Source organism: Micromonospora globbae (genome assembly GCF_036184225.1).
Lineage (GTDB): Bacteria > Actinomycetota > Actinomycetes > Mycobacteriales > Micromonosporaceae > Micromonospora > Micromonospora globbae.
Window position 1 is genome coordinate 4,158,316 of the sequence record NZ_CP108084.1, and the last position, 19,245, is coordinate 4,177,560.

General features: G+C 75.1%; 23 protein-coding genes. 11 read left to right on the top strand and 12 right to left on the bottom strand.

Annotated elements, in window-relative coordinates; genetic code table 11:
- Window positions 1-54 precede the first annotated feature (54 nt).
- Complete coding sequence (locus OG994_RS18450) at window positions 55-828, bottom strand: enoyl-CoA hydratase/isomerase family protein (protein ID WP_120328607.1); 774 nt, start codon at window positions 826-828, stop codon at window positions 55-57.
- A 98-nt stretch (window positions 829-926) separates the two neighbouring features.
- On the opposite strand from OG994_RS18450, the gene OG994_RS18455 reads away from it, so the two are divergent.
- Window positions 927-1,448, top strand: coding sequence for a DUF6232 family protein (locus tag OG994_RS18455; RefSeq protein ID WP_120328608.1), 522 nt, complete (start codon window positions 927-929; stop codon window positions 1,446-1,448).
- Here OG994_RS18455 and OG994_RS18460 read toward each other — a convergent pair.
- A complete protein-coding gene (locus OG994_RS18460; RefSeq protein WP_120328609.1) occupies window positions 1,445-1,858 on the bottom strand; it encodes a nuclear transport factor 2 family protein in 414 nt (137 codons plus the stop codon). The genes OG994_RS18455 and OG994_RS18460 overlap by 4 nt on opposite strands.
- Before the next feature lie 95 nt (window positions 1,859-1,953).
- On the opposite strand from OG994_RS18460, the gene OG994_RS18465 reads away from it, so the two are divergent.
- Entirely contained in the window at window positions 1,954-2,436 is a 483-nt protein-coding gene (locus OG994_RS18465) for a DUF6232 family protein (RefSeq protein ID WP_120328610.1), read from the top strand.
- A gap of 80 nt (window positions 2,437-2,516) precedes the next feature.
- Complete coding sequence (locus OG994_RS18470; RefSeq protein WP_120328611.1) at window positions 2,517-3,158, top strand: hypothetical protein; 642 nt, start codon at window positions 2,517-2,519, stop codon at window positions 3,156-3,158.
- Between the two features lie 4 nt (window positions 3,159-3,162).
- On the opposite strand, the gene OG994_RS18475 is transcribed toward OG994_RS18470, so the two are convergent.
- Window positions 3,163-3,621, bottom strand: a complete 459-nt coding sequence (locus tag OG994_RS18475; protein WP_120328612.1) for a rhodanese-like domain-containing protein — start codon at window positions 3,619-3,621, stop codon at window positions 3,163-3,165.
- 72 nt (window positions 3,622-3,693) lie between these two features.
- Between OG994_RS18475 and ftrA the strand changes: the two genes are divergently transcribed.
- Window positions 3,694-4,743, top strand: a complete 1,050-nt coding sequence (ftrA, locus tag OG994_RS18480; protein ID WP_120328613.1) for a transcriptional regulator FtrA — start codon at window positions 3,694-3,696, stop codon at window positions 4,741-4,743.
- Here ftrA and OG994_RS18485 read toward each other — a convergent pair.
- Window positions 4,728-5,624, bottom strand: a complete 897-nt coding sequence (locus OG994_RS18485) for a ribokinase (RefSeq protein WP_120328614.1) — start codon at window positions 5,622-5,624, stop codon at window positions 4,728-4,730. The genes ftrA and OG994_RS18485 overlap by 16 nt on opposite strands.
- A 42-nt stretch (window positions 5,625-5,666) precedes the next feature.
- Entirely contained in the window at window positions 5,667-6,509 is an 843-nt protein-coding gene (locus tag OG994_RS18490) for an ABC transporter ATP-binding protein (RefSeq protein ID WP_328850437.1), read from the bottom strand.
- 131 nt (window positions 6,510-6,640) lie between these two features.
- Here OG994_RS18490 and OG994_RS18495 point away from each other — a divergent pair, with 131 nt between their 5' ends.
- Both OG994_RS18495 and OG994_RS18500 read left to right on the top strand, forming a co-directional pair.
- Window positions 6,641-7,663: an ABC transporter ATP-binding protein gene (locus tag OG994_RS18495; RefSeq protein WP_328850438.1), complete on the top strand. Its 1,023-nt coding sequence runs from the start codon at window positions 6,641-6,643 to the stop codon at window positions 7,661-7,663.
- Window positions 7,660-8,673, top strand: coding sequence for an ABC transporter permease subunit (locus OG994_RS18500; protein WP_328850439.1), 1,014 nt, complete (start codon window positions 7,660-7,662; stop codon window positions 8,671-8,673). Before OG994_RS18495 ends, OG994_RS18500 begins: the two co-directional genes overlap by 4 nt.
- A gap of 257 nt (window positions 8,674-8,930) precedes the next feature.
- Here OG994_RS18500 and OG994_RS18505 read toward each other — a convergent pair whose 3' ends face one another.
- Window positions 8,931-10,106, bottom strand: a complete 1,176-nt coding sequence (locus OG994_RS18505) for an ROK family transcriptional regulator (RefSeq protein ID WP_328850440.1) — start codon at window positions 10,104-10,106, stop codon at window positions 8,931-8,933.
- Window positions 10,107-10,285: 179 nt separating this feature from the next.
- Between OG994_RS18505 and OG994_RS18510 the strand changes: the two genes are divergently transcribed.
- Both OG994_RS18510 and OG994_RS18515 read left to right on the top strand, forming a co-directional pair.
- A complete protein-coding gene (locus tag OG994_RS18510) occupies window positions 10,286-11,740 on the top strand; it encodes a glycoside hydrolase family 3 N-terminal domain-containing protein (protein WP_120328618.1) in 1,455 nt (484 codons plus the stop codon).
- A gap of 50 nt (window positions 11,741-11,790) precedes the next feature.
- On the top strand, window positions 11,791-12,993 hold the full coding sequence (locus OG994_RS18515; protein WP_328850441.1) for a PP2C family protein-serine/threonine phosphatase: 1,203 nt from the start codon (window positions 11,791-11,793) through the stop codon (window positions 12,991-12,993).
- A gap of 22 nt (window positions 12,994-13,015) precedes the next feature.
- Here OG994_RS18515 and OG994_RS18520 read toward each other — a convergent pair whose 3' ends face one another.
- Together OG994_RS18520 and OG994_RS18525 are read right to left on the bottom strand one after the other, a co-directional pair.
- The gene (locus OG994_RS18520; protein WP_120328620.1) at window positions 13,016-13,369 is read right to left on the bottom strand and encodes an STAS domain-containing protein; all 354 of its coding nucleotides are present in this window, start codon (window positions 13,367-13,369) and stop codon (window positions 13,016-13,018) included.
- Window positions 13,370-13,738: 369 nt separating this feature from the next.
- On the bottom strand, window positions 13,739-14,404 hold the full coding sequence (locus tag OG994_RS18525) for a GNAT family N-acetyltransferase (RefSeq protein WP_120328659.1): 666 nt from the start codon (window positions 14,402-14,404) through the stop codon (window positions 13,739-13,741).
- A 312-nt stretch (window positions 14,405-14,716) separates the two neighbouring features.
- Between OG994_RS18525 and OG994_RS18530 the strand changes: the two genes are divergently transcribed.
- The gene (locus OG994_RS18530; RefSeq protein WP_120328621.1) at window positions 14,717-14,917 is read left to right on the top strand and encodes a DNA repair protein; all 201 of its coding nucleotides are present in this window, start codon (window positions 14,717-14,719) and stop codon (window positions 14,915-14,917) included.
- 106 nt (window positions 14,918-15,023) lie between these two features.
- On the top strand, window positions 15,024-15,542 hold the full coding sequence (locus OG994_RS18535) for a hypothetical protein (protein WP_120328622.1): 519 nt from the start codon (window positions 15,024-15,026) through the stop codon (window positions 15,540-15,542).
- An 8-nt stretch (window positions 15,543-15,550) separates the two neighbouring features.
- Here OG994_RS18535 and OG994_RS18540 read toward each other — a convergent pair whose 3' ends face one another.
- Window positions 15,551-16,276: a Clp protease N-terminal domain-containing protein gene (locus tag OG994_RS18540; RefSeq protein WP_120328623.1), complete on the bottom strand. Its 726-nt coding sequence runs from the start codon at window positions 16,274-16,276 to the stop codon at window positions 15,551-15,553.
- Between the two features lie 213 nt (window positions 16,277-16,489).
- On the opposite strand from OG994_RS18540, the gene OG994_RS18545 reads away from it, so the two are divergent.
- Window positions 16,490-17,005, top strand: a complete 516-nt coding sequence (locus OG994_RS18545) for a hypothetical protein (protein ID WP_396843477.1) — start codon at window positions 16,490-16,492, stop codon at window positions 17,003-17,005.
- Between the two features lie 37 nt (window positions 17,006-17,042).
- Here the strand turns inward: OG994_RS18545 and OG994_RS18550 are convergent, their stop codons facing one another.
- The 3 genes from OG994_RS18550 to OG994_RS18560 all read right to left on the bottom strand — a co-directional run bounded on the left by OG994_RS18550 (window position 17,043) and on the right by OG994_RS18560 (window position 19,217).
- On the bottom strand, window positions 17,043-17,747 hold the full coding sequence (locus tag OG994_RS18550; protein WP_328850442.1) for a carbon-nitrogen hydrolase family protein: 705 nt from the start codon (window positions 17,745-17,747) through the stop codon (window positions 17,043-17,045).
- 42 nt (window positions 17,748-17,789) lie between these two features.
- Window positions 17,790-18,179 (bottom strand): DUF2267 domain-containing protein, encoded by a 390-nt coding sequence (locus tag OG994_RS18555; RefSeq protein ID WP_120328626.1) that lies wholly within the window; start codon window positions 18,177-18,179, stop codon window positions 17,790-17,792.
- 87 nt (window positions 18,180-18,266) lie between these two features.
- Complete coding sequence (locus tag OG994_RS18560; protein WP_328850443.1) at window positions 18,267-19,217, bottom strand: helix-turn-helix transcriptional regulator; 951 nt, start codon at window positions 19,215-19,217, stop codon at window positions 18,267-18,269.
- Window positions 19,218-19,245 lie beyond the last annotated feature (28 nt).

Genomic DNA, 19,245 nt, shown 5'->3' on the forward strand with positions numbered 1-19,245 from the left:
CGGCGGGACGCGCCGGGCCGGCCGCCGCACGGCGACCGGGCCCGACGTACGCGGTCAGCGGCCGGTGAAGTCCGGCTTCCGCTTCTCCACGAAGGCCGCCATGCCCTCGCGCCGGTCGTCGGTGGCGAAGAGCGCGGCGAAGAGCTGGCTCTCCCAGGCCAGGCCGGAGTTCAGGTCCATGTCCAGTCCGCCGTCGACGGCGAGCTTCGCGGCGCGCAGCGCCTGCGTCGGCCCGGTGACGTAGGGGCGGACCAGCTCGACGGCGGTCGAGTAGACGTCGGCGGCCGGTACGACGCGGTCGGCCAGCCCGATCCGCAGCGCCTCCTGGGCGTCGACCATCCGCCCGGACATGATGAGGTCCTTGGCCCGGGCCGGGCCGACCAGCCGGGCCAGTCGCTGGGTGCCGCCGGCGCCCGGGATGATCCCCAGCTTGATCTCCGGCTGGCCGAGCTTCGCGTCCTCGGCCACCACCCGCCAGTCGCAGGCCAGCGCCAGCTCGCAGCCGCCGCCCAGGGCGTACCCCGTGATGGCGGCGACCACCGGCTTGGGGATCCGGGCGATCGCGCCGAGCGCGCTGGAGAGGTCCGCGGCCCGCGACGCCATGTCCACGTAGGACATGTCGGCCATCTCCTTGATGTCCGCGCCCGCGGCGAAGACCTTCTCCCCGCCGTACACGATCACGGCGCGGACGTCGGTGTCGGCGGACGCCGCCGTGGCGGCGGCCCGCAACTCCTCCTGCACCTGGGTGTTGAGCGCGTTCATCGGCGGGCGCTCCAGCCGGATGGTGCCGATGCCGTCCTTGGTCTCCAGCCGCACGAACTCGCTCACGCCGCCCTCACTTCCTCGTCGAAGTCGCGTGCCAACCATACGGCCCGCCTCGTTGGGGTACGTAGTCTGGTAGCAGCCCCGGGCCCGGGAGTCCAGCCATGGTCACGTACTACGACGACAGGTCGGTGCAGGTCACCTCCACCGCCGTCCGGGTGGACGGCCGCACGTTCCCGCTCGCCGAGATCAGCATGGTCTGGCACCGGCGGGGCAGCCGCTCCTGGCGGGTCCTCGCCGGGCGCGGCGCGATCGGCGCCGCCATGGCCGGGCCACTGGTCGCGGCGGTCCTCGGCATCGCCCTGGCGATCCGGCTGGACCGCTCCCCCACGGTCACCGTGGCGATCGTCGGCGTCTCCGTGCTGGTCGGGCTCGCGGTCGGGCCGGTCGCCGACTTCCTCTTCGAGCACCTGGACCGGTCGTACGCCCGCGGCAGCCGCCAGCGGGAACTCTGGGTGCGCTGGCGCGGCCGGCCCGTCCAGTTGCTGTGCACCGGTGACGCCCTGCGGTTCGGCCAGATCTACCGCGCCGTGCAGCGCGCCGTCGAACAGGGCGGAGGCCGGGCGGCCACGGGCGCCGCCGCCGTGACCGCCCGCCCGTCGCGCGGTCCGGGTCGGCGGGGCTAGAAGCGGATCGGGGTGTCCGGCAGCATGCCGAGGCCGCGCAGCAGGCCGTAGAGGTCCTGCTCGCCCCAGAACTGCACGATCCGCCCGTGCGCCAGGCGGTACATCTTGCAGGCGCTCTGCACCGCCGTCGCGCCGGTCGCGTCCCGGCGGTAGGTCTGCGCCAGCACCACGGTGACCCGGTCCCCCGCCGGAAACACCTCCAGGATCTCCTGGTCGACGACGGTGAGCCCGGGCGAGGCGACGGCCTGCTCCACGAACCGGCGGCCACGTACGGCGGTGCCCGACCCGTAGACGGCCACGTCGTCCGCGACCACCGCACGCAGCTCGGCCAGGTCCTTCGTGACGAAGGTACGCAGGTAGCGCCGCACCACCTCGACGTTGCGCTCCTGCTCGGTGGTCTGCTCACCCATGCCGGCGACGGTACGGGGACCGGCCGCCGCCCGCTGTCCCCACCCCACGCAACGGACACCGCGCCGCGTTTGGCGGGACGTGCTTAGGCTGAGTGATGGCGGTCTATTACCGGGACGACGCGGTGCAGGTGACCTCCGAGTCGATTCGGGCCGGCGGGCGCGTCGTGGCGCTGGCCGACGTGACGTACGTCTGGCACGCCCGGGGGCGCACGACGCTCGCCGTGCGGGGGCGGGTGCTCGGGCGCGGCGTGCTGGTCCTCCTGCTGTCGCTCCCGCCGCTGGTGGCACTGCTCTGCGTCGTGTCGCTGGTCTGGTCCGCGCAGGCCCGCGGCGAGTGGATCCTCGCGCTGGTCATCCTCGCCGCGTGCGTGGTCGGTGCGCTCGCCCTGGCCCCGTTCCTCGAACTGCCGCTCGGCTGGCTGGACCGCTCCTACGAGCGGGGCAACCGGGTGCACGAGCTGTGGGTGCAGCACCACGGCCGGGAGGAACTGTTGTTGAGCACGCCCGACGCGCTGCGGTTCGGCCAGATCTACCGGGCCGTGCAGCGCGCGGTCGAGCAGCACACCGACCGGCACTGACATCCGGGCGGACGCGACGGGACGCGCGCCGGGCCCGCCCGGCCAGGCGGTGCGGGCGCCGGCGACGCACACTGGGTGCCATGGCGATTCCCCTCCCCCGGCCGTCCACCGTCGTCGGCCTCACCCGCGCCGCCCTCGACCACGCCGTCGGCTCGGCCGCCTCGTTCGCGGCCGTGCCCGCCCGCGCGTTCGCCGTGCTGGACGGGGTCGAAGCGCTGCTGACCCGGATCAACGGCCTGGTGGACCGGATCGAGCGGACGCTGGACCGCGCGGACCGGGTGGTCACCGACGCCGAGGCGGCGGTCCGCGAGGTCGGGGTGATCAGCGCCGCGGCGACCAGCGCCGTCGAGAACGCCACCTCCGTGGCGGCGCGGGCGTCCGCGGCCGTCGGCACCGCGGCGGAGTCGGCGGCCACCGCGGCCGAGCTGCTGGCGGCGTACGAGCCGGCGCTGCGCCGGGCCGCGCCGATGGCCACCCGCTTCGTGGAGCAGCTCAGCCACGAGGAGGTGACCGCCGCCATCCGGCTGGTGGACGAGCTGCCGAAGCTGCGCGAGCACCTGACCGCGGACGTCCTGCCGATCCTCGCGACCCTGGACCGCGTCGGCCCGGACCTGCACGACCTGCTCGAGGTCACCCGCGACCTCAAGCTCGCCGTCGCCGGCATCCCCGGGTTGGGCATGCTGCGCCGGCGGGGCGAGAAGCTCACCGACGAGGCCGAGTAGGCGCCTAGCAGTCGCAGCTGACCGTCGACCGGGGCGCGGTCAGGTCATCGACCGGGCGCCGGGTCAGCCCCGCCCCGGTCACCACCGGCAGTCCTTCCCGGACCCAGTACTCGTAGCCGCCGAGCATCTCCTTCACCGGATGACCGAGCCGGGCGAACTCGAGCGCCGCCCGGGTCGCGCCGTTGCAGCCGGGGCCCCAGCAGTAGGTCACGACCGCCGAGCCGGCCGAGACCAGCTCGGCCGCGCGGGTGGCGATCTCGGCGGTCGGCAGGTGCACGGCGCCCGGCAGGTGTCCCTGCGCCCAGGCGTCCGCGCCACGGGAGTCGACCACCACCAGACCCGGCGTCCCGGCGGTCAGGTCCGCGTGTACGTCGCTCACGTCGGTCTCGAAGCTGAGTCGGGCGAAGAAGTGCGCGGCGGCGGTCACGGGGTCGGCCGCCGGGACGGCGAAGGTGTACGTCATGGCACCGATCCTGCGGCCGACCGCGAGGTGCCGGCGAGTGGCGTCGACGCCGTCCTCCGCTAACATCCCGCCATGTCCCGGCTGCTCGACCCGCCCGTGGTCCACCACGCCTCCGGCGCGGCGGTCGATCGTACGGTCGCCGTGCTGGCGTACCCGGGCATGTCGGTCTTCGAGACCGGGATCGTCACCGAGGTGTTCGGCCTGCCCCGGCCGGAGCTGGACGTCACCTGGTACGACCTGAGGGTCTGCGCGGAGCGGCCCGGCCCCGTGCCCGTGGTCGGCGGCGCCAGCCTGCACACCCCGTACGGCCTGGACGTGCTGGCCTCGGCCGGGACCGTGATCGTGCCCGGCGTGCCGGACGTCACCGCCGACCCCTCGCCCCGGGTCGTCGCCGCGCTGCGCCGGGCGCACCGGCGCGGCGCCCGGATCACGTCCATCTGCTCGGGCGCGTTCGCGCTGGCCGCCGCCGGTCTGCTCGACGGGCGGCGGGCGACCACCCACTGGCGGTACGCGGACCTGCTGGCCCGCCGGTACCCGGCCGTCGAGGTGGACCCCGACGTGCTCTACATCGACGACGGCGACGTGCTCACCAGCGCCGGAAGCGCGGCCGGTCTGGACCTCTGCGTCCATCTCGTCCGCCGGGACCACGGCGCGGCGGTCGCCAACGCCGTCGCGCGCCGGCTGGTGATCCCGCCGCACCGCGACGGGGGCCAGGCACAGTTCGTGGAGGCGCCGGTGACCGCCGACCCGGACGACGACCGGATCGCCCGGAGCATCGCCTGGGCGCTGGCCCATCTCGCGGAGCCACTGACCGTCGCCCGACTCGCCCGGCAGGCGCACATGTCGACCCGCACCTACCTGCGGCACTTCAGCCGGGCCACCGGGACGAGCCCGATCCGCTGGCTGGTCGCCCAGCGGGTACGGGCCAGCCTGGCGCTGCTGGAGACGACGGAGGCGTCCGTCGAGGAGGTCGCGGCCGCGGTGGGGTTCGACTCGCCGGTCACGTACCGGCACCACTTCGGCCGGGCCATGCGGACCTCGCCCTCGGCATACCGGCGGGCCTTCCGGACGGGCGCGGCACCGCCGGTGGGCGCGAAGGGCGCCGGTCAGGCCGGCGTGTAGAGCTCGTCGATCTCGGCCCGGAACGGCAGGGCCACGGAGGCACCGAGCCGGCGCGCGCAGGCGGCACCGGCCGCCGCCGCCCAGCGCACCGCGTCCACGAGGTCACGCCCCTCGCCCCAGCCGACGGCGAGCGCCGCCGTGAAGGCGTCACCGGCCGCCGTGGAGTCGACCACGTCGACCTTGACCGGGGGCACGTGCACGGCCGTCCCGTCCCGGTCGCCGTACCAGGCGCCCTCGGCGCCCAGCGTGAGCACCGCCCGGGGCGCCAGGTCGAGCAGGGCCCGCGGATCCTCCCGCCCCCGCCCGGTGAGGGCGTGCGCCTCGCGCTCGTTCACCACGAGCACGTCGACGGCGGCCAGCAGGTCGTCGGGGAGCGGGCGCGCCGGGGCGGCGTTGAGGACGACGCGGGTGCCGGCGTCCCGCGCGGCCACGGCCGCCTCGGTCACCGTCTCCACGGGGATCTCCAGTTGGGCCACCAGCACGTCGGCGGCGCGTACGGCCCCGCACTCCTCCTCCGTGAGGTCGGTGAACGCGCCGTTCGCCCCCGGGGTCACGAGGATCGCGTTCTCCCCCTCGGCGTTGACCATCACGAGCGCCACGCCGGAGATGCCGTACACCACCCGCAGGTGCCCGGTGTCCACCCCGGCCGCCCTGATCCGCGCCTTCAGCGTCACGCCGAACGAGTCGGAACCGATCGCACCGAGGAACGCGCAGGAGGCACCGGCCCGGGCGGCGGCGATGGCCTGGTTGGCGCCCTTGCCGCCGGGCACCATCACGAAGTCCGTGCCGAGCATGGTCTCGCCGGGCCGGGGCAGGGCCGGGGCGGTCGCCACCAGGTCCATGTTCGCGCTGCCCACCACGGCCACCCGGGTCTGCGCCACCGGACACCTCCTGTCTGGTCGGCGGGATGCGGGACGCGCCCCTCAGGCGGCGCGCGCGGTGTAGCGGTCGCCGGCGCGGTCGACGATCAGTGGGAGACCGAACGTCTTGGAGAGATTGTCGCCGGTCAGCGTGTCCCCGAGCAGCCCCTGCGCCACCACGGACCCCTCCCGCAGCAGCATCGCGTGGGTGAAGCCGGGCGGGATCTCCTCGACGTGGTGGGTGACCAGCACCATGGCCGGCGCGTCCGGGTCGTACGCCAGCTCGGATAGCCGCGCCACGAGGTCCTCACGGCCACCGAGGTCGAGACCGGCGGCCGGCTCGTCGAGCAGCAGCAGCTCGGGGTCGGTCATCAGGGCGCGGGCGATCTGCACCCGCTTGCGCTCGCCCTCGGACAGGGTGCCGTAGGTGCGGTCGGCGAGCCCGCCGACGCCGAGCTGGCCGAGCAGCGCGCGGGCCCGCGCCTCGTCGGCGCGCTCGTAGCTCTCGCGCCAGCGGCCGACCACGGACCAGGCCGCGGTGACCACCACGTCGCTGACCCGCTCGTCGGCCGGCAGCCGCTCGGCGAGGGCGGCCGTCGTGAGACCGATGCGGGTCCGCAGTTCGTTGACGTCCGTCCGGCCGATCCGTTCGCCGAGCACGTGCGCGGTGCCGGTGGTCGGGAAGAGGCGGCCGGCGGCGAGGTTCAGCAGCGTCGTCTTGCCGGCGCCGTTCGGGCCGAGCACCACCCAGCGCTCGTCCACCTCCACCCGCCAGTGCACGTCGTGCAGCAGCGCGGTGCCGGAGCGGCGTACGCCGACGCCGTCGAGGCTGACCACCAGATCCGGGTCCACGGGGGCGTCGGCGGGTGCGGCGCCGGCGGCGCCGGGGATCAGGTCACCAGTCACCCGTCCATCCAACCACGCACGGGAGTGCCGCCCCCCACGGGCGGCCCGGCGGCCATAGGGTGGGGCGCCGTGTCGTTGGTCACCACACCCGAAGGACGTTCCATGCCGGGTCGGAGCACAGGGCCGCGCGGATGACCGCGGCCATCGAGATCGAGGGTCTGCGCAAGACCTTCCACAGCCTGCGGCACGGTCGCAGGGTCGCCGTCGACGGGTTCGACCTGGTGGTCGGCGCGGGGCAGGTGCACGGCTTCCTCGGGCCGAACGGGTCGGGCAAGACGACCACCCTGCGGGCCCTGCTCGGGTTGGTCCGGGCCGACGGCGGGCGGATGAGCGTCCTCGGCGCCCCGTCGCCCACCCACCTGCCGGAGGTGGCCGGGCGGGTCGGGGCCATCGTGGAGAGCCCGCAGTTCTTCGGCAACTTCACCGCCCACCGCACACTGCGCCTGCTCGCCGTGGCGGGCGGCGTGCCGGTGAGCCGGGTGGACGAGGTGCTCGAACAGGTGGGCCTGCGTGACCGGGGGCACGAGCGGGTGAAGGGGTACTCGCTCGGCATGAAGCAGCGACTGGCCGTCGCGTCGGCGTTGCTCAAGGGCCCGGAACTGCTCATCCTCGACGAGCCGGCCAACGGTCTCGACCCGGCCGGCATCCGGGAGATGCGGGACCTCATGCGGTCGCTGGCGGCCGCCGGGGTGACGGTGCTGGTCTCCAGCCACATCCTCGGCGAGATCCAGCTGATCTGCGACCACGTCACGATCATCTCGCGCGGCCGGCGGGTCGCCACGGGCCGCGTCGACGAGGTGCTCGCGGGCTTCGACCAGCACGAGTTCCGGGTGCGGGTGGCCGAGCCGGGACGCGCCGCGGACCTGCTGCGCGCGGCCGGGCTGCCGGTGCGCGCGTACGCCGACCACCTGGTGGTCGGCCAGGTGAGCGACCCCACCGTGGTCAGCCGTGTGCTCGGCGAGCAGGGGTTGTGGGTGCAGGAGCTGACGCCGTTGCGGCCGGACCTGGAGAGCGCGTTCCTCGAACTGACCGGCGAGGGCGCCCACCCGGCGCTGCCCCGGCAGGTCGACGGCGCGGAACCGGCGCACGGGGCGTCGGAGGGGCTGATCGACCTGGACGTCCGGGTCGGCCGTGACAGAGGAGGGGACGCGTGAACCTGGTCCGTGCCGAGCTGGAACGGCTGGGCGCCCGCCGGTTCGTCCAGCTCATGCTCGTGCTGCTGGTGCTGGCGTTCGGCGTCACGGCGGCCACCACCCTCGCCGGCTCGCACCGGCCCACCGTGCAGGAGCTGTCCGACGCCCGCGCCAACGCGGCCGAGGCCCGGCGCCACATGGACGAGATGTACCAGCGGTGCGTGGACCGCGTGAACGGGAACCTGCCGCCCGAGGCGGAGGAGGAGTACTTCCCGGTCGACTGCAACGAACTCGACCCGGTACGCCAGGAACGGCTGCCGGTGGCGACCGACTTCCTCCCCGGCGTGTTCGTCTTCGCCCAGCAGGCCCGGCCGCTGCTCTACTTCCTCGTGGCGTTCCTCGTGCTGTTCGGGTTCCTGGTGGGCGCCTCCTACATCGGCGCCGACCTCAACTCCGGCGGCGTGGTGAACCTGCTGCTCTGGCGGCCACAGCGGTTGGCCGTGCTCGGCACGAAACTGGGCACCCTGCTCGGCGCGGTCCTGGGCCTGTCGCTGCTCGCCTCGGCGGCGTACCTCGCCGCGTTCTGGCTCATCGGTCAGGCGGCCGGGTTCCCGGGCCGGCTCGACGGGGAGTTCTGGCGCGGGCTCGGCGCCGTCCACGGTCGCGGCCTGGTGCTGGTGCTGCTCGCCACCGCCCTCGGGTTCGCGCTGGCCACGCTGGGCCGCCACACGTCGGCCGCGCTCGGCACGGTGGCCGCGTACGCCGTGGTGTGGGAACTCGGCGCGCGCCTGGTCCTGGAGATCGTCGACGCGCCCCGCCCGGACCGGTTCATGCTCTCCAGCCACGTCGGCGCCTGGCTCACCGGGCGGGCCGAGTTCTGGGACGGGCAGGCCTGCGGGGATTCGGGCGCGGGCTTCTGCGACGGGTTCTACACGCTGACCTGGGGGCCGGCGCTGGCGGTGCTGCTCGCCCTCACGGCGGTGCTGGGCGTGGCGGCGTTCGTCGCGTTCCGCCGGCGGGACCTCATCTGAGCCGCCGCCCGGTCAGGGCAACACCTTGCAGTCGCACAACCCGTCGTGAAGAATTCCTTCACATGACGGAGCCCGGCGCGACCCGATCCTCGGGGGCGGGTCCGCGCCGGGCCCCGGAGCGGCATGCCGGCGCACGCCGGCCGCGGTCCGGCGCGGGTCGGCCGCAGCCCGGAGGGCGGCCACCCCAGCCCGGCGCGAGGCGGTCGCAGCCCGGCGCGAGGCGGTCGCAGCCCGGCGTGGCGCGGCCGCCGGGCCGGTCAGCCCACGGTCGAGCCGAAGACCTCGTCGCGGACGGCCTCCAGCGCGATGCGCAGCGCGCCCCGCAGGATCGGTTCCTCGGTCAGCCCGGTCGGCACCACCCGGGGCCGCACCAGCGTGATCGCGGCGACCTCGTGCTGCACCCGCTCCGCGAGCGCCGTACCGCCGGCGTGGCCCACCTCGCCCGCGAGCACGACCAGCGGCGGGTCGAGCACCACGCACGTGCTGGCCACGCCGAGCGCCAGCCGGCGGGCCAGCTCGTCGAGCACCGGCCCACCCGTGGAGCCGGCCTCGATGGCGGCGCGCACGGCGTCGGCGGCGTTCCCGGCCGGGAACCCGTGCTCGGCGGCCAGGGCGCAGACCGCGTCCGCGCCGACCAACTGCTGGAACGCCGGCTTGGCCCGGCGGGACACGTCGCGCGGGATGGGCGCGCCGGGCACCGGCAGGTAGCCGATCTCGCCGGCGGCGCCGCTGCTGCCGTGGTGCAGCCGGCCGCCGAGCATGATCGCCAGACCGACGCCGGCGCCGATCCAGACCAGGACGAAGTCCGACACGCTCTCGGCGGCCCCGGACTGCGCCTCGGCGACCGCGGCGAGGTTCACGTCGTTCTCGAAGACGACCGCCGTGTGCAGGTCGTCCCGGAGGGCGGCGAGCAGGCCGCGGTGCCAGCGGGGCAGGTTGAACGCGAACGTGATGTCGCCCGTGCCCGGGTCGACCAGGCCGGGCGTGCCGAGCACGATCCGGCGGACGCTGGACAGGTGCGCCTGGGCGCTGCTCGCCGCCTGGACCACGGCGTTGTGCACCACGCCCACCGGGTCGTCGGTGTCCCGCGTGGACTGTTCCACCCGGCCGATCACCGCGCCGGTGATGTCCGCGCAGGCGGCCACCACCCGGTCCGGGCCCACGTCCACCCCGACCACATGGGCACTTCCCGGTCGTACGGCGTAGAGCTGGGCGTTCGGCCCCCGTCCGCCGGCCTGCTCGCCGACCCGCGTGACCAGCCCGCGTTCCTCCAGGCGCTCGACCAGCTGCGAGGCGGTCACCTTGGACAGTCCGGTCAGCTCGCCGAGGCGCGCGCGGGTCAGCGGGCCCTGCTCGAGGAGGAGTTCCAGCGCCGCACGGTCGTTGAGTGCCCGCAACAGGCGAGGGGTACCGGGCAGCCGGGTCGCACTCATGCCACGTCCTCTAGAATTAGTAAACTTTGCTAACTGTAAACCGACCTGCAAACGGGTAGCCGTAGCGTATCGGCCGCCCGGACCGGGAGTACTCGGTCGACCCGGCAGCGCTACAGGGCCGGGACGGCCGGACAACCGGTACGACGTCCGTGCCGTCCGGCACCGAAGGGGGAGATCACGTGGGGCTGGATCCAGGACTGCGCCGGCTCGCGCTCGGCACGCTGCTGGCCGCGTACCCGGGGCCGGTCCCGCCGGACTGGGCGGTGGAACTGGTCGCCGACGGCCTGGCCGGGCACACCCTGTTCGGCACCAACGTGCACGACCCGGCGCAGCTCGCGGCGAGCACGGCCGCGCTCCGGGAGGGCCGGGCGGACGTCCTCATCGCCATCGACGAGGAGGGCGGGGACGTCACCCGCCTGGCGCACGCCACCGGCAGCCCGTACCCCGGCAACGCGGCCCTCGGCGCGATCGGGGACGTGGCGCTCACCCGGCGCGTCTACGAGGCCATCGGCGCGGAGTTGGCCGGGCTCGGCATCAACGTCGACCTCGCTCCGACCGTCGACGTCAACACCGCCGACGAGAACCCGGTGATCGGTACCCGCTCCTTCGGGGCCGACCCGGTGCGGGTGGCCGCGCACTCCGCCGCCGCGGTGGCCGGCCTCCAGGCCACCGGCGTCGCGGCCTGCGCCAAGCACTTCCCGGGGCACGGCGCGACGGTCGCCGACTCCCACCACGAACTGCCGACCGTCGACGTGCCGGTCGACGTGCTGCGCCGCCGCGACCTGCCGCCGTTCGCCGCGGTGGTCGCCGCGAACGCGCAGGCCGTGATGACGGCGCACATCCGCGTGCCGGCGCTGACCGGTGAGGGGCCCGCCACGTTCAGCCGGAAGGTGCTGGTCGACCTGCTCCGCACCGAGTACGGCTTCACCGGCGCGGTGATCACGGACGCGCTCGAGATGAAGGGCGCCTCGGTCGCCGCCGGTGGCGTCGGGCCGGCCGCCGTCCGCGCCCTCGCCGCCGGGGCGGACCTGCTCTGCATCGGCGCGAAGGTCGACGCCCCGCTCGTGGAGCACGTGGCGGCCACCATCGTCGAGGCGTTGGAGGACGGGCGCCTGGAGCGGGCCCGGGTCGAGGAGGCGGCGGGCCGCGCCGCCACGCTCGCCGCGTGGGCTCGGCTCGCCAGCCGCGTCCCGGCCGGTGGCGGCACCGACCTGGGGTACGCGGCGGCGCGCCGCGCCGTGCGGATCGAGGGCGTGCTCACCGACCTCCGTCGCCCCCTCGTGGTGCAGCTGTACGCCGCCTCGACGATCGCCGAGGGCCGGGTGCCCTGGGGACTCGGTCCGCACCTGGCCGACGCGGAGGAGATCCGGGTGGTCGCCGCCGAGACCGACGCCGCGACGCTGCGCCGGCTCGCCGGGGACCGCCCGATCGTGCTGGTGGGCCGCCACCTGCACCGGCTCCCGGGCGGTCCCGAGCTGGTCACCGCGCTGGCCGCCGAGCATCCCGTGACCGTGGTCGAGATGGGCTGGCCGGCCCAGTGGCGTCCGGCCGGGGTGCGGGCATTCGTGACCACGTACGGGGCGAGTCACGCCAACGGCCGCGCGGCCGCCGAGGCCCTCGGCCTGGCGGGCTGAGTCCGGCGCGGATCCGGCTTCGGGCGGCTCAGGGTGGGTAACCGGACGGCATGACCGCCACCGACCCGTGGCACGCGGCCCTGGCCGACCTGCTGTCCCGGTCCCACCGACTGCCGCCGGACGAGCTCTCGGCCGCGGTCAACGCCGCGCTGCGGCCGGTGGGGGTGTCGGCCGTCGTCTACCTGGTCGACGCGGAGCAGTACGACCTCCGGCCGCTGCCCGAGCCCGGCCGGCCACTGCCCGAGCCGCTGTCGATCGACGCGAGTCTCGCCGGCCACGCCTTCACACACGTCGAGGTGCACGCGAGTCACGGCCCGCCGCCCCGGCTGTGGGTGCCGGTGGTCGACGGCACCGACCGCCTCGGACTGCTGGAGGTCGTCCCGCCACCCGGCGCGGACCTCACCGACGGCGCGCTCCAGGACGGCTGCCGGCTGATCGCCGGACTCGTCGGGCACCTGGTGGCCAGCAAGAGCCCGTACGGCGACGTGCTGCACCGGGCCCGGCGGAGCCGGCCGATGGACGTCTCGGCCGAGCTGCTCTGGCAGCTCCTGCCGCCGCTCACGTTCGCCACTCCCGACGCGGCGATCAGCGCCATCCTCGAACCGTGCTACGAGGTGGGCGGCGACGCCTTCGACTACAGCCTGGACGCGGGCACCGTGAAGCTCGCCATCCTCGACGGGGTCGGCCACGGCCTGCCGGCGGTGCTCACCACGTCGGTGGCGCTCGCCGCTCTGCGCGCCGCCCGGCGCGGCGGCGCCGACCTCGGCGCGACGGCGCGGGCGGTCGACGCGGCGATCGCCGCGCAGTGGCAGGACGCCCGCTTCGTCACCGCGGTCCTCGCCGAGTTCGACACGGGCACGGGTCAGCTGCGCTACCTCAACGCGGGGCATCCGCCGCCGTTGGTCCTACGCCGTGGCCGGGCGGTGCGCGCGCTCTCCGGTGGCCGGCGGCTGCCGCTCGGGCTGCCCGACGACCGGCTGGACACCGCGAGCGTCCGGCTGGAGCCGGGTGACCGGCTGCTCCTGCACACCGACGGGGTGGTGGAGGCGCGCGACCCCGCCGGGGACCTGTTCGGCCTGGCACGCCTGGCCGACCTCGCCGAGCGGCACATCGCGGCGGGGCTGCCCAGCCCCGAGACACTGCGGCGGCTCAGCCACGCGGTCGCCGCGCACCAGGGCGGGCCGCTGCGCGACGACGCGACCCTGCTGCTGGTCGAGTGGAACCGGGCGGCGGCGTCCCGCGCGGAGCCGTGAGCCGCCGGGCGCGTCGTCCCGGCTAGTTCAGGCCACGGAAGCTGGCCGCCGGGGACACCGGGACCTCCGCCGGAAGCCCGAGCAACTCGCCGACCGCGGTGATCCGCAGCACCCGCGCCACCACCGGCCGTGGGTCGACCACCCGGAGCGGGACCCCCTCGCGTCGCGCCCGCAGAGCGGCGTCGACCAGGGCGCGCACCCCGGAGGAGTCGAGGAAGGCGACACCGGCCAGGTCGACGACGACGGCGCGGAGCCCGGGCCGGTCGAGCGCGGTGGCGAGGGCCTTCTCCAGCACGTCCACGGTGGCCATGTCGATCTCGCCGACGGGGCGCAGGACCACCTCTCCCACACCCTCGTCGTGCACCTGCACGTCCATCGCCCCGCCCCACCATCGTCTCGTTCACCGGCGGATGGCCGACGCAGTCGACCATACCCCTGGGCGGCCGTCGCGTCGTCCCGAGCGCGTCCGCGCCCTCCGGCGCGGCGCCCGGGGCGCCGCACGCTGCGTCACCCGCCGTACGGGGCGGACGGGAAGGCGTCGTCGCAGGTCAAGTCCAGTATTCGACACGCCGCCGGGGTGGATGGCGTCTTGCCCGGAGCCGATCGGATACGTAGCGTGATCACAGGGAGAGGCGCGGGCATCCGCCCGGTCCGCCGCTCACACGGGGACCTGGGGGGAAGGCTGCGGACCGTGGATCCGGCCCGGGATCCACGGTCCGCACCCTGTGCGCCCGACCGGCCGGGGTCAGGGCGGGTAGACGCCGAAGGAACGCCAGCCCCGGTCCGGGAAGCCCGCGGCCTCGGCGACCCGGGCCGACGCGAGGTTGTCCCGGTTGTGCAGGTACGTCGGCACGGCGCCCTCGTCGAGCACCCGCCGGGCCGCCTGGGCGACCAACCGGCGCGCCAGGCCGCGACCCCGCGCCGCCGGCACCGTCCCGACCGCCAGCTCGTGCCCGTACGCGTCGTGCCGCTTGACACCCACCCCCGCCAGGTAGCGGCCGTCCGGCCCGCGGACGACCAGCACCTCCCGGTCGAAGAGCCGCAGCCACGACGGCAGCCCGCGCGTGCCGGGCGGGATCCACTCGCCGACGTCCGGCAGCGGGGCCGGGGCGAGGGTCCAGCGGAAGACGCTGTCGTGCGTGGGCCACGCGGGCAGGCCGACGGCGGCCGGCAACGCCGGGATCAGGCGGTCCACCGGCAGGTCGGCGGCGAGCGCCCGGACCGCCGCCACCCGGTCGGGCGGTACGGAGAGCACCGTGCTGCGCCCCGTGCCGACGGCCAGCGCGGGCCGGCGGCGGCCGTCCCAGGCGGGGTGGACACGGCGGTGGGAGCCGACCACGTGCAGCCCCGGGCCCGCCGGCCACTGTCCCAGCCAGATGGCGAGGTGCAACCGGAGCCGCCGATCGAACAACGCCGCCACCTCCCGTGTTCCGTCGACCGGGCCCGCACGCGGTCCGGACCGACCGCCCGGGGGTCCGTTCCCGTCCGGTGCCGCACCGGCGGGTCGCCGATCACCGTACGCCGGGCGGAGCGTTCGGGACGGGCGGATCCGGTGGGAGACGGTGACCGGCCCGCGGAGGTTACCGGCGGGGCGGGGCCGGGTAGCGGGAGGGGACGTGCGGGGAACGGAACGGATTCCTTACCGGGAAAGGGAACCGGCCACCACCGCCCCACGTCACATCTATTTTCATACATGTACACCTTTCTTTGGGACGGTATCGTCATGCCGAAGCAGCCGAATGACCGGTACCAGCAGGACACCGAGCGACTCTGGCGCGCGGCGGAGACCGCGGGCCGGTTCCCGGCCCAGCCGCCCTACCGCGGCGCGCGGGCGGCCGGCGGCACGGGCGGGACGCTGGGCTGGGCGGAGCTGAACAAGCTGCCCGCGGGGGTGTCCACCCGGCACGGCCTCAACAGCCGGTGACGCGGCCGGCGACACACCCGGGTCCGTCCACCGCCGGGTGTTCGCACACCTGTCGGGTAACGTCGTCTGGTCCCGAATCCGGCCGACGACAGGAGTAGCTCCGCGCATGGGCAAGAAGACGATCCGCGTCTCCGACTTCAGCGGCACCGTGCTGCAGGACGACGACGAGGTGGTGCGCGTCGTGGTGCTGGAGCATCCGGATCTGGTCGCCGGGCCCGTGCAGTTGGAGGCCACCCCGCTCGAGGTGGAGAGCATCGACGACGCCGCCCTGGACGTGGCGGTCGTGGAGATCCACGACCGGCACGGTGGTGGCGAGCCGCGCCGGGTGGTGCTCACCGCGAGCGAGTTCGACGCCATGGCGACGGACGTGCCGATGGCGCAGCTGCTCAAGACCGCCGAGCGGGTGCGCCCGCCCCGGGCGCGCAAGGGCGCGGAGCGGCTCGACTACGGCACGATCGAGCACGCCGGGAAGCCGCACCGGGGCCGGGTGACCGAGGAGGAGGCCCGGTTGGTGCGGGAGCGGCTCGACGAGGTCAACAAGCGCCTCGCCGACGCCGGGATCCGCCAGATCGACCCGGCCAACCCGGAGCACGCCGCCCGGTACGGCTTCCCCGCCACGTCCTGACCGTCCGCTCAGGACCGCTTCCGGACGACGGCGTCGAGCGCCGCGAGGAGGTCCGCCTCGACAGCGGCCTTGTCGAGACCGAGGTCGGCCAGCACGCCGCCGCCGTTCTCGAGTTCGAGCAGGGCGAGCAGGATGTGCTCGGTGCCGATGTAGTTGTGGCCCAGCCGCAGCGCCTCGCGGAAGGTCAGCTCCATCGCCTTCCTGCTCTGCGCGTCGTACGGGATGAGTTCGGGCGGCTCGGTCGGTGACGGCGCCGGCAGCGCGGCGGTCGCCGCCTCGCGGAGCCGTTCGAACGTGACGCCCCGCGCCGCGATCGCCTTCGCCGCGAGCGCCTCCGGCTCGCTGAGCAGCCCCAGCACGATGTGCTCCGGGCGGATCTCGGCGTGCCCGGTGGCGCGCGCCTCGCTCTGCGAGGCCACCATGACGTTGCGGGCGCGGGTGGTGAAGCGGTTGAAGCCCTGCTGCGGGTCCAGCGGCGTGTCCTTGGGAACGAAGCGCTTCTGCGCCGCCTGCTTGGTGACGCCCATGCTCCTGCCGATGTCCGTCCAGGAGGCGCCGGCCCGCCGGGCCTGGTCGACGAAGTGCCCGATCAGGTGGTCGGCCACCTCGCCGAGGTGGTCGGCCACCAGGACCGCGTCGGAGAGCTGGTCGAGCGGTTCGCTGTGCGCCTTCTTGATCGCCTGGATGAGGTCGTCGAGGCGTACCGGGTTGTCGATGGGAAGAGGATCGGTCATGCCGTCAACTCTAGGTTGACGATATCGGGCCGTCAACCGTCGGTTGACGATTCCGGTCCGGAGGGCGCGGAGAGCTTCGAAGGCTAGGGAAACACCCGATTCCCGCAGGGCCCCGCGTCCGTAGCGTCGATGACGCCACCCTCGGCCGCCGTGCCGGGGCACGCGCCCCGCGACCGCCGGTGGCGATCCGAGCAGGAGAACGGAGGCATACCCGTGCGCCGAATGATCGTCCCCGCGCTCGTCCTGGCCGCCCTCGTACTGGGCGGCTGCGACAGCACCGACACCACCGCCGACCCGGGCACCGACGTCGACGCCCCACTGGACGGCGGCGACCTCGCCGGCGGGGACGACGCTCCTCCCCCGCCCTGCCCGTTCACCGCCGAGCAGGTCGGCGACCTGGTCGGCCAGCCGATGGTCGACAAGGGCAGCTGCAGCTTCGGCGACGGCAACGGCGTCGCCCTGTTCACCATCACGACCGCGTCCCGCACCGCCGGCGAGATGACGTACGACTACAAGCGCCAGCAGGCCGAGCAGATCTACCAGAAGGTCACCGACATCGACCAGGGCGGCAAGGGCTACATCGCCGCGAAGGACATCGAGGGCGAGCTGTACGTCATCGCCGACGCGGGCAGCTTCACGGTGACGTTGAGCAGCTTCCAGCGGCTCGGTGCGCCCGACGCGTACGAGCAGACGCTGCGGCGGGTGCTCGACGCCCTGCCCCTGACCTGAGCCACCCGTCCGGCTCGGCGCCGTCCCCGACGCCCGATCAGCCGAGGACGGCACGCGCGACGGCGCCCGGCTCCGGGCCCGCCGCCACGACCACCCGGCCCTGCGGGCTCCAGATCCGGGACCGCCCGGCGGTGCGGGCGTACCCGCCGCCGGTCGCGCCCGCGAAGCTCGCGATCCCCACCCAGACCCCGTGGTCGGCGGCGATCCGCCGGGCCCGCTCGTCCTGGACACCGGCCTCCTCGGGCCGGTCCACGGCGCCGGCGACGTACGCGTCGATGCCGAGGGCGGCGGTGTCGGCCGCATGCCGTGGCACGCCCGTGTCCTTGCAGACGGCCAGGCCGAGCCGCCATCCGTCGACCTCGACCACGGCCGGCTCCGGGCCGGGGGCGAAATGCGCGGGCTCGGCGCCGCCCAGCCACATCTTGCGGTACGCGACCCGGGCGGTGGCGCCGTCGACGGCGAGCATCCCGATGTGCCGCCGGTCCCCCGCCCCGGCGACCGGGGCCCCCACCAGGGCCAGGGCGCCCGTGTCGGCGCAGGCCGCCACGACGGGGGCGAGCCGCTCGTCGTCGGTCGCCACCACCGGGGCGTCGAGTTCGTACCCGGTCAGCGACAGCTCCGGGAAGACCACCACCCGCGCGTCCGCGGCACGGATCGCCGCGGCGTGGGCGCGCGCGTTGGCGACCACGTCGTACGGCACACAGGGCGGCTGGGCGACGGCGACCGGCAGCGGTTGCGGCATGGCGCGAGGCTAGCCGTCCGCCCCGCCGGTGGGCACCCCCGGTCAGGGCCCGTGCGGCACCGGCTCGGCGAGCGCCTGGATCTCCGTGGGGAGCTGCGCCAGCGCCTCGCGGAACTCCCGGTGCCCGACCACCCGGTGCAGCGTCTGCAGGACGGCTCCGGCGCCCTGCTCGGCCAGGCGCGGCCCGACCTGGGCGCGCTCGGCGACCCGCCGCAGGAACTCGTCGTACCCGAAGACCTCCGGCTCCTCCGGCGCGGTGAGGGCCAGCGACGGGCGGAGCTCGTGCGCCACGTGGTCGGCCAGCGCCGCGGCCTCGCCGCCGCTGATCCGCTCGGCGAGCGTCCGCAGCGTGGCCTCGGTCAAGGCCCGCGCGGTCTCCTCCGGGACGCCCGCGCGGTCCGCCACCTTGTCGAAGAAACTCAACTCGGCCATGGCCCGTCCTTCCGCTTCCGGAGAAGCGTGGCTACCCGCGGTGACCGGCGGCAAACGGACGGGCCCGCCGGCCGTTGCCGGCGACCGCTACTGCCGCACCAGCCGGGCGCCGAACCGCCGGCACGCCTCCCGGAAGGCGGCGGGTTCGTGGACGGTGAAGTCGGCGTCGAGGACGGCGAGGTTCAGCAGCAGCCACTGCCAGGTGTCGAGCACGAGGACGGCCCGCGTCCGGTCCGGCGCGACGGGGGTGAGCTCGACGTCCTGGTAGATGAAGGCGTCCGCCACGGCGGCCGTCGGCGCGTCGATCGTCAGCACGACCCGTTGTCCGTGCCGGTGCAGGCCCTGGCGGAGGTAGTCGACGCCCGTGTCGGCGGGCAGGGGCCGGGGCGTGAAGGTCGCGCCGCCGGCCCGGAGGTCGGTGATGCGGTCCAGCCGGAAGACACGCCAGTCGTCCCGGTCGACGTCCCAGCCGAGCAGGTACCAGCGCAGGCGCTCGTGGATCTGACGGTGGGGCTCGACCCGGCGTACGCTCGCGCGCCCCGTCGCGTCGGCGTAGCCGAACGTCACGGTGCGCCGGTGGTGGATCGCGTCGGCGAGTGTGCTCAGCGTCTCGGCGCGGGTGCTGGGGGCGGGCGCCGGCCCGGTCTCCAGGCTGGCGCGGAGGGCCGCCGCGCGGGGGCGCAGGCGCCGGGGCAGGTACTGGTCGACCTTGCCGTAGGCACGGGTGGCCGCGTCGTCGAGGCTCCCCTCGCTGGCGCTGCCGGTGGACGCGAGGGTGGCCAGCCCCAGGAGGGTGGCGATGGCCTCGTCGTCCTCGAGCAGCAGCGGGGGCATGGCGGTTCCGGACGAGAGCCGGTAGTAGCCGCCCGGCCCGGGCTGGGTCTGCACGGGGTACCCGTACCCGCGGAGCCGGTCGACGTCGCGCCGGAGCGTACGCGGGCTCACGTCGAGGCGGGCCGCCAGTTCGTCGCCGGTGAACGCCCTGCCCGTCTGCAACACCGCCAGCAGGGCGAGGACCCGTTGGGTGACGTCGGCCATGAACCCCATTCTCCGCGAAACGCGGCCA

Bases quoted from the DNA above. Each gene is read 5' to 3' on its own strand.
- OG994_RS18515 (WP_328850441.1), top strand. From the start codon at position 11,791: ATGACCGCCACCGACCCGTGGCACGCGGCCCTGGCCGACCTGCTGTCC.
- OG994_RS18560 (WP_328850443.1), bottom strand. From the start codon at position 19,217: ATGGCCGACGTCACCCAACGGGTCCTCGCCCTGCTGGCGGTGTTGCAG.
- OG994_RS18495 (WP_328850438.1), top strand. From the start codon at position 6,641: ATGACCGCGGCCATCGAGATCGAGGGTCTGCGCAAGACCTTCCACAGC.
- OG994_RS18535 (WP_120328622.1), top strand. From the start codon at position 15,024: ATGGGCAAGAAGACGATCCGCGTCTCCGACTTCAGCGGCACCGTGCTG.
- OG994_RS18520 (WP_120328620.1), bottom strand. From the start codon at position 13,369: ATGGACGTGCAGGTGCACGACGAGGGTGTGGGAGAGGTGGTCCTGCGC.
- OG994_RS18460 (WP_120328609.1), bottom strand. From the start codon at position 1,858: ATGGGTGAGCAGACCACCGAGCAGGAGCGCAACGTCGAGGTGGTGCGG.
- OG994_RS18550 (WP_328850442.1), bottom strand. From the start codon at position 17,747: ATGCCGCAACCGCTGCCGGTCGCCGTCGCCCAGCCGCCCTGTGTGCCG.
- OG994_RS18465 (WP_120328610.1), top strand. From the start codon at position 1,954: ATGGCGGTCTATTACCGGGACGACGCGGTGCAGGTGACCTCCGAGTCG.
- OG994_RS18475 (WP_120328612.1), bottom strand. From the start codon at position 3,621: ATGACGTACACCTTCGCCGTCCCGGCGGCCGACCCCGTGACCGCCGCC.
- OG994_RS18555 (WP_120328626.1), bottom strand. From the start codon at position 18,179: ATGGCCGAGTTGAGTTTCTTCGACAAGGTGGCGGACCGCGCGGGCGTC.
- OG994_RS18470 (WP_120328611.1), top strand. From the start codon at position 2,517: ATGGCGATTCCCCTCCCCCGGCCGTCCACCGTCGTCGGCCTCACCCGC.
- OG994_RS18455 (WP_120328608.1), top strand. From the start codon at position 927: ATGGTCACGTACTACGACGACAGGTCGGTGCAGGTCACCTCCACCGCC.
- OG994_RS18540 (WP_120328623.1), bottom strand. From the start codon at position 16,276: ATGACCGATCCTCTTCCCATCGACAACCCGGTACGCCTCGACGACCTC.
- ftrA (WP_120328613.1), top strand. From the start codon at position 3,694: ATGTCCCGGCTGCTCGACCCGCCCGTGGTCCACCACGCCTCCGGCGCG.
- OG994_RS18505 (WP_328850440.1), bottom strand. From the start codon at position 10,106: ATGAGTGCGACCCGGCTGCCCGGTACCCCTCGCCTGTTGCGGGCACTC.
- OG994_RS18530 (WP_120328621.1), top strand. From the start codon at position 14,717: ATGCCGAAGCAGCCGAATGACCGGTACCAGCAGGACACCGAGCGACTC.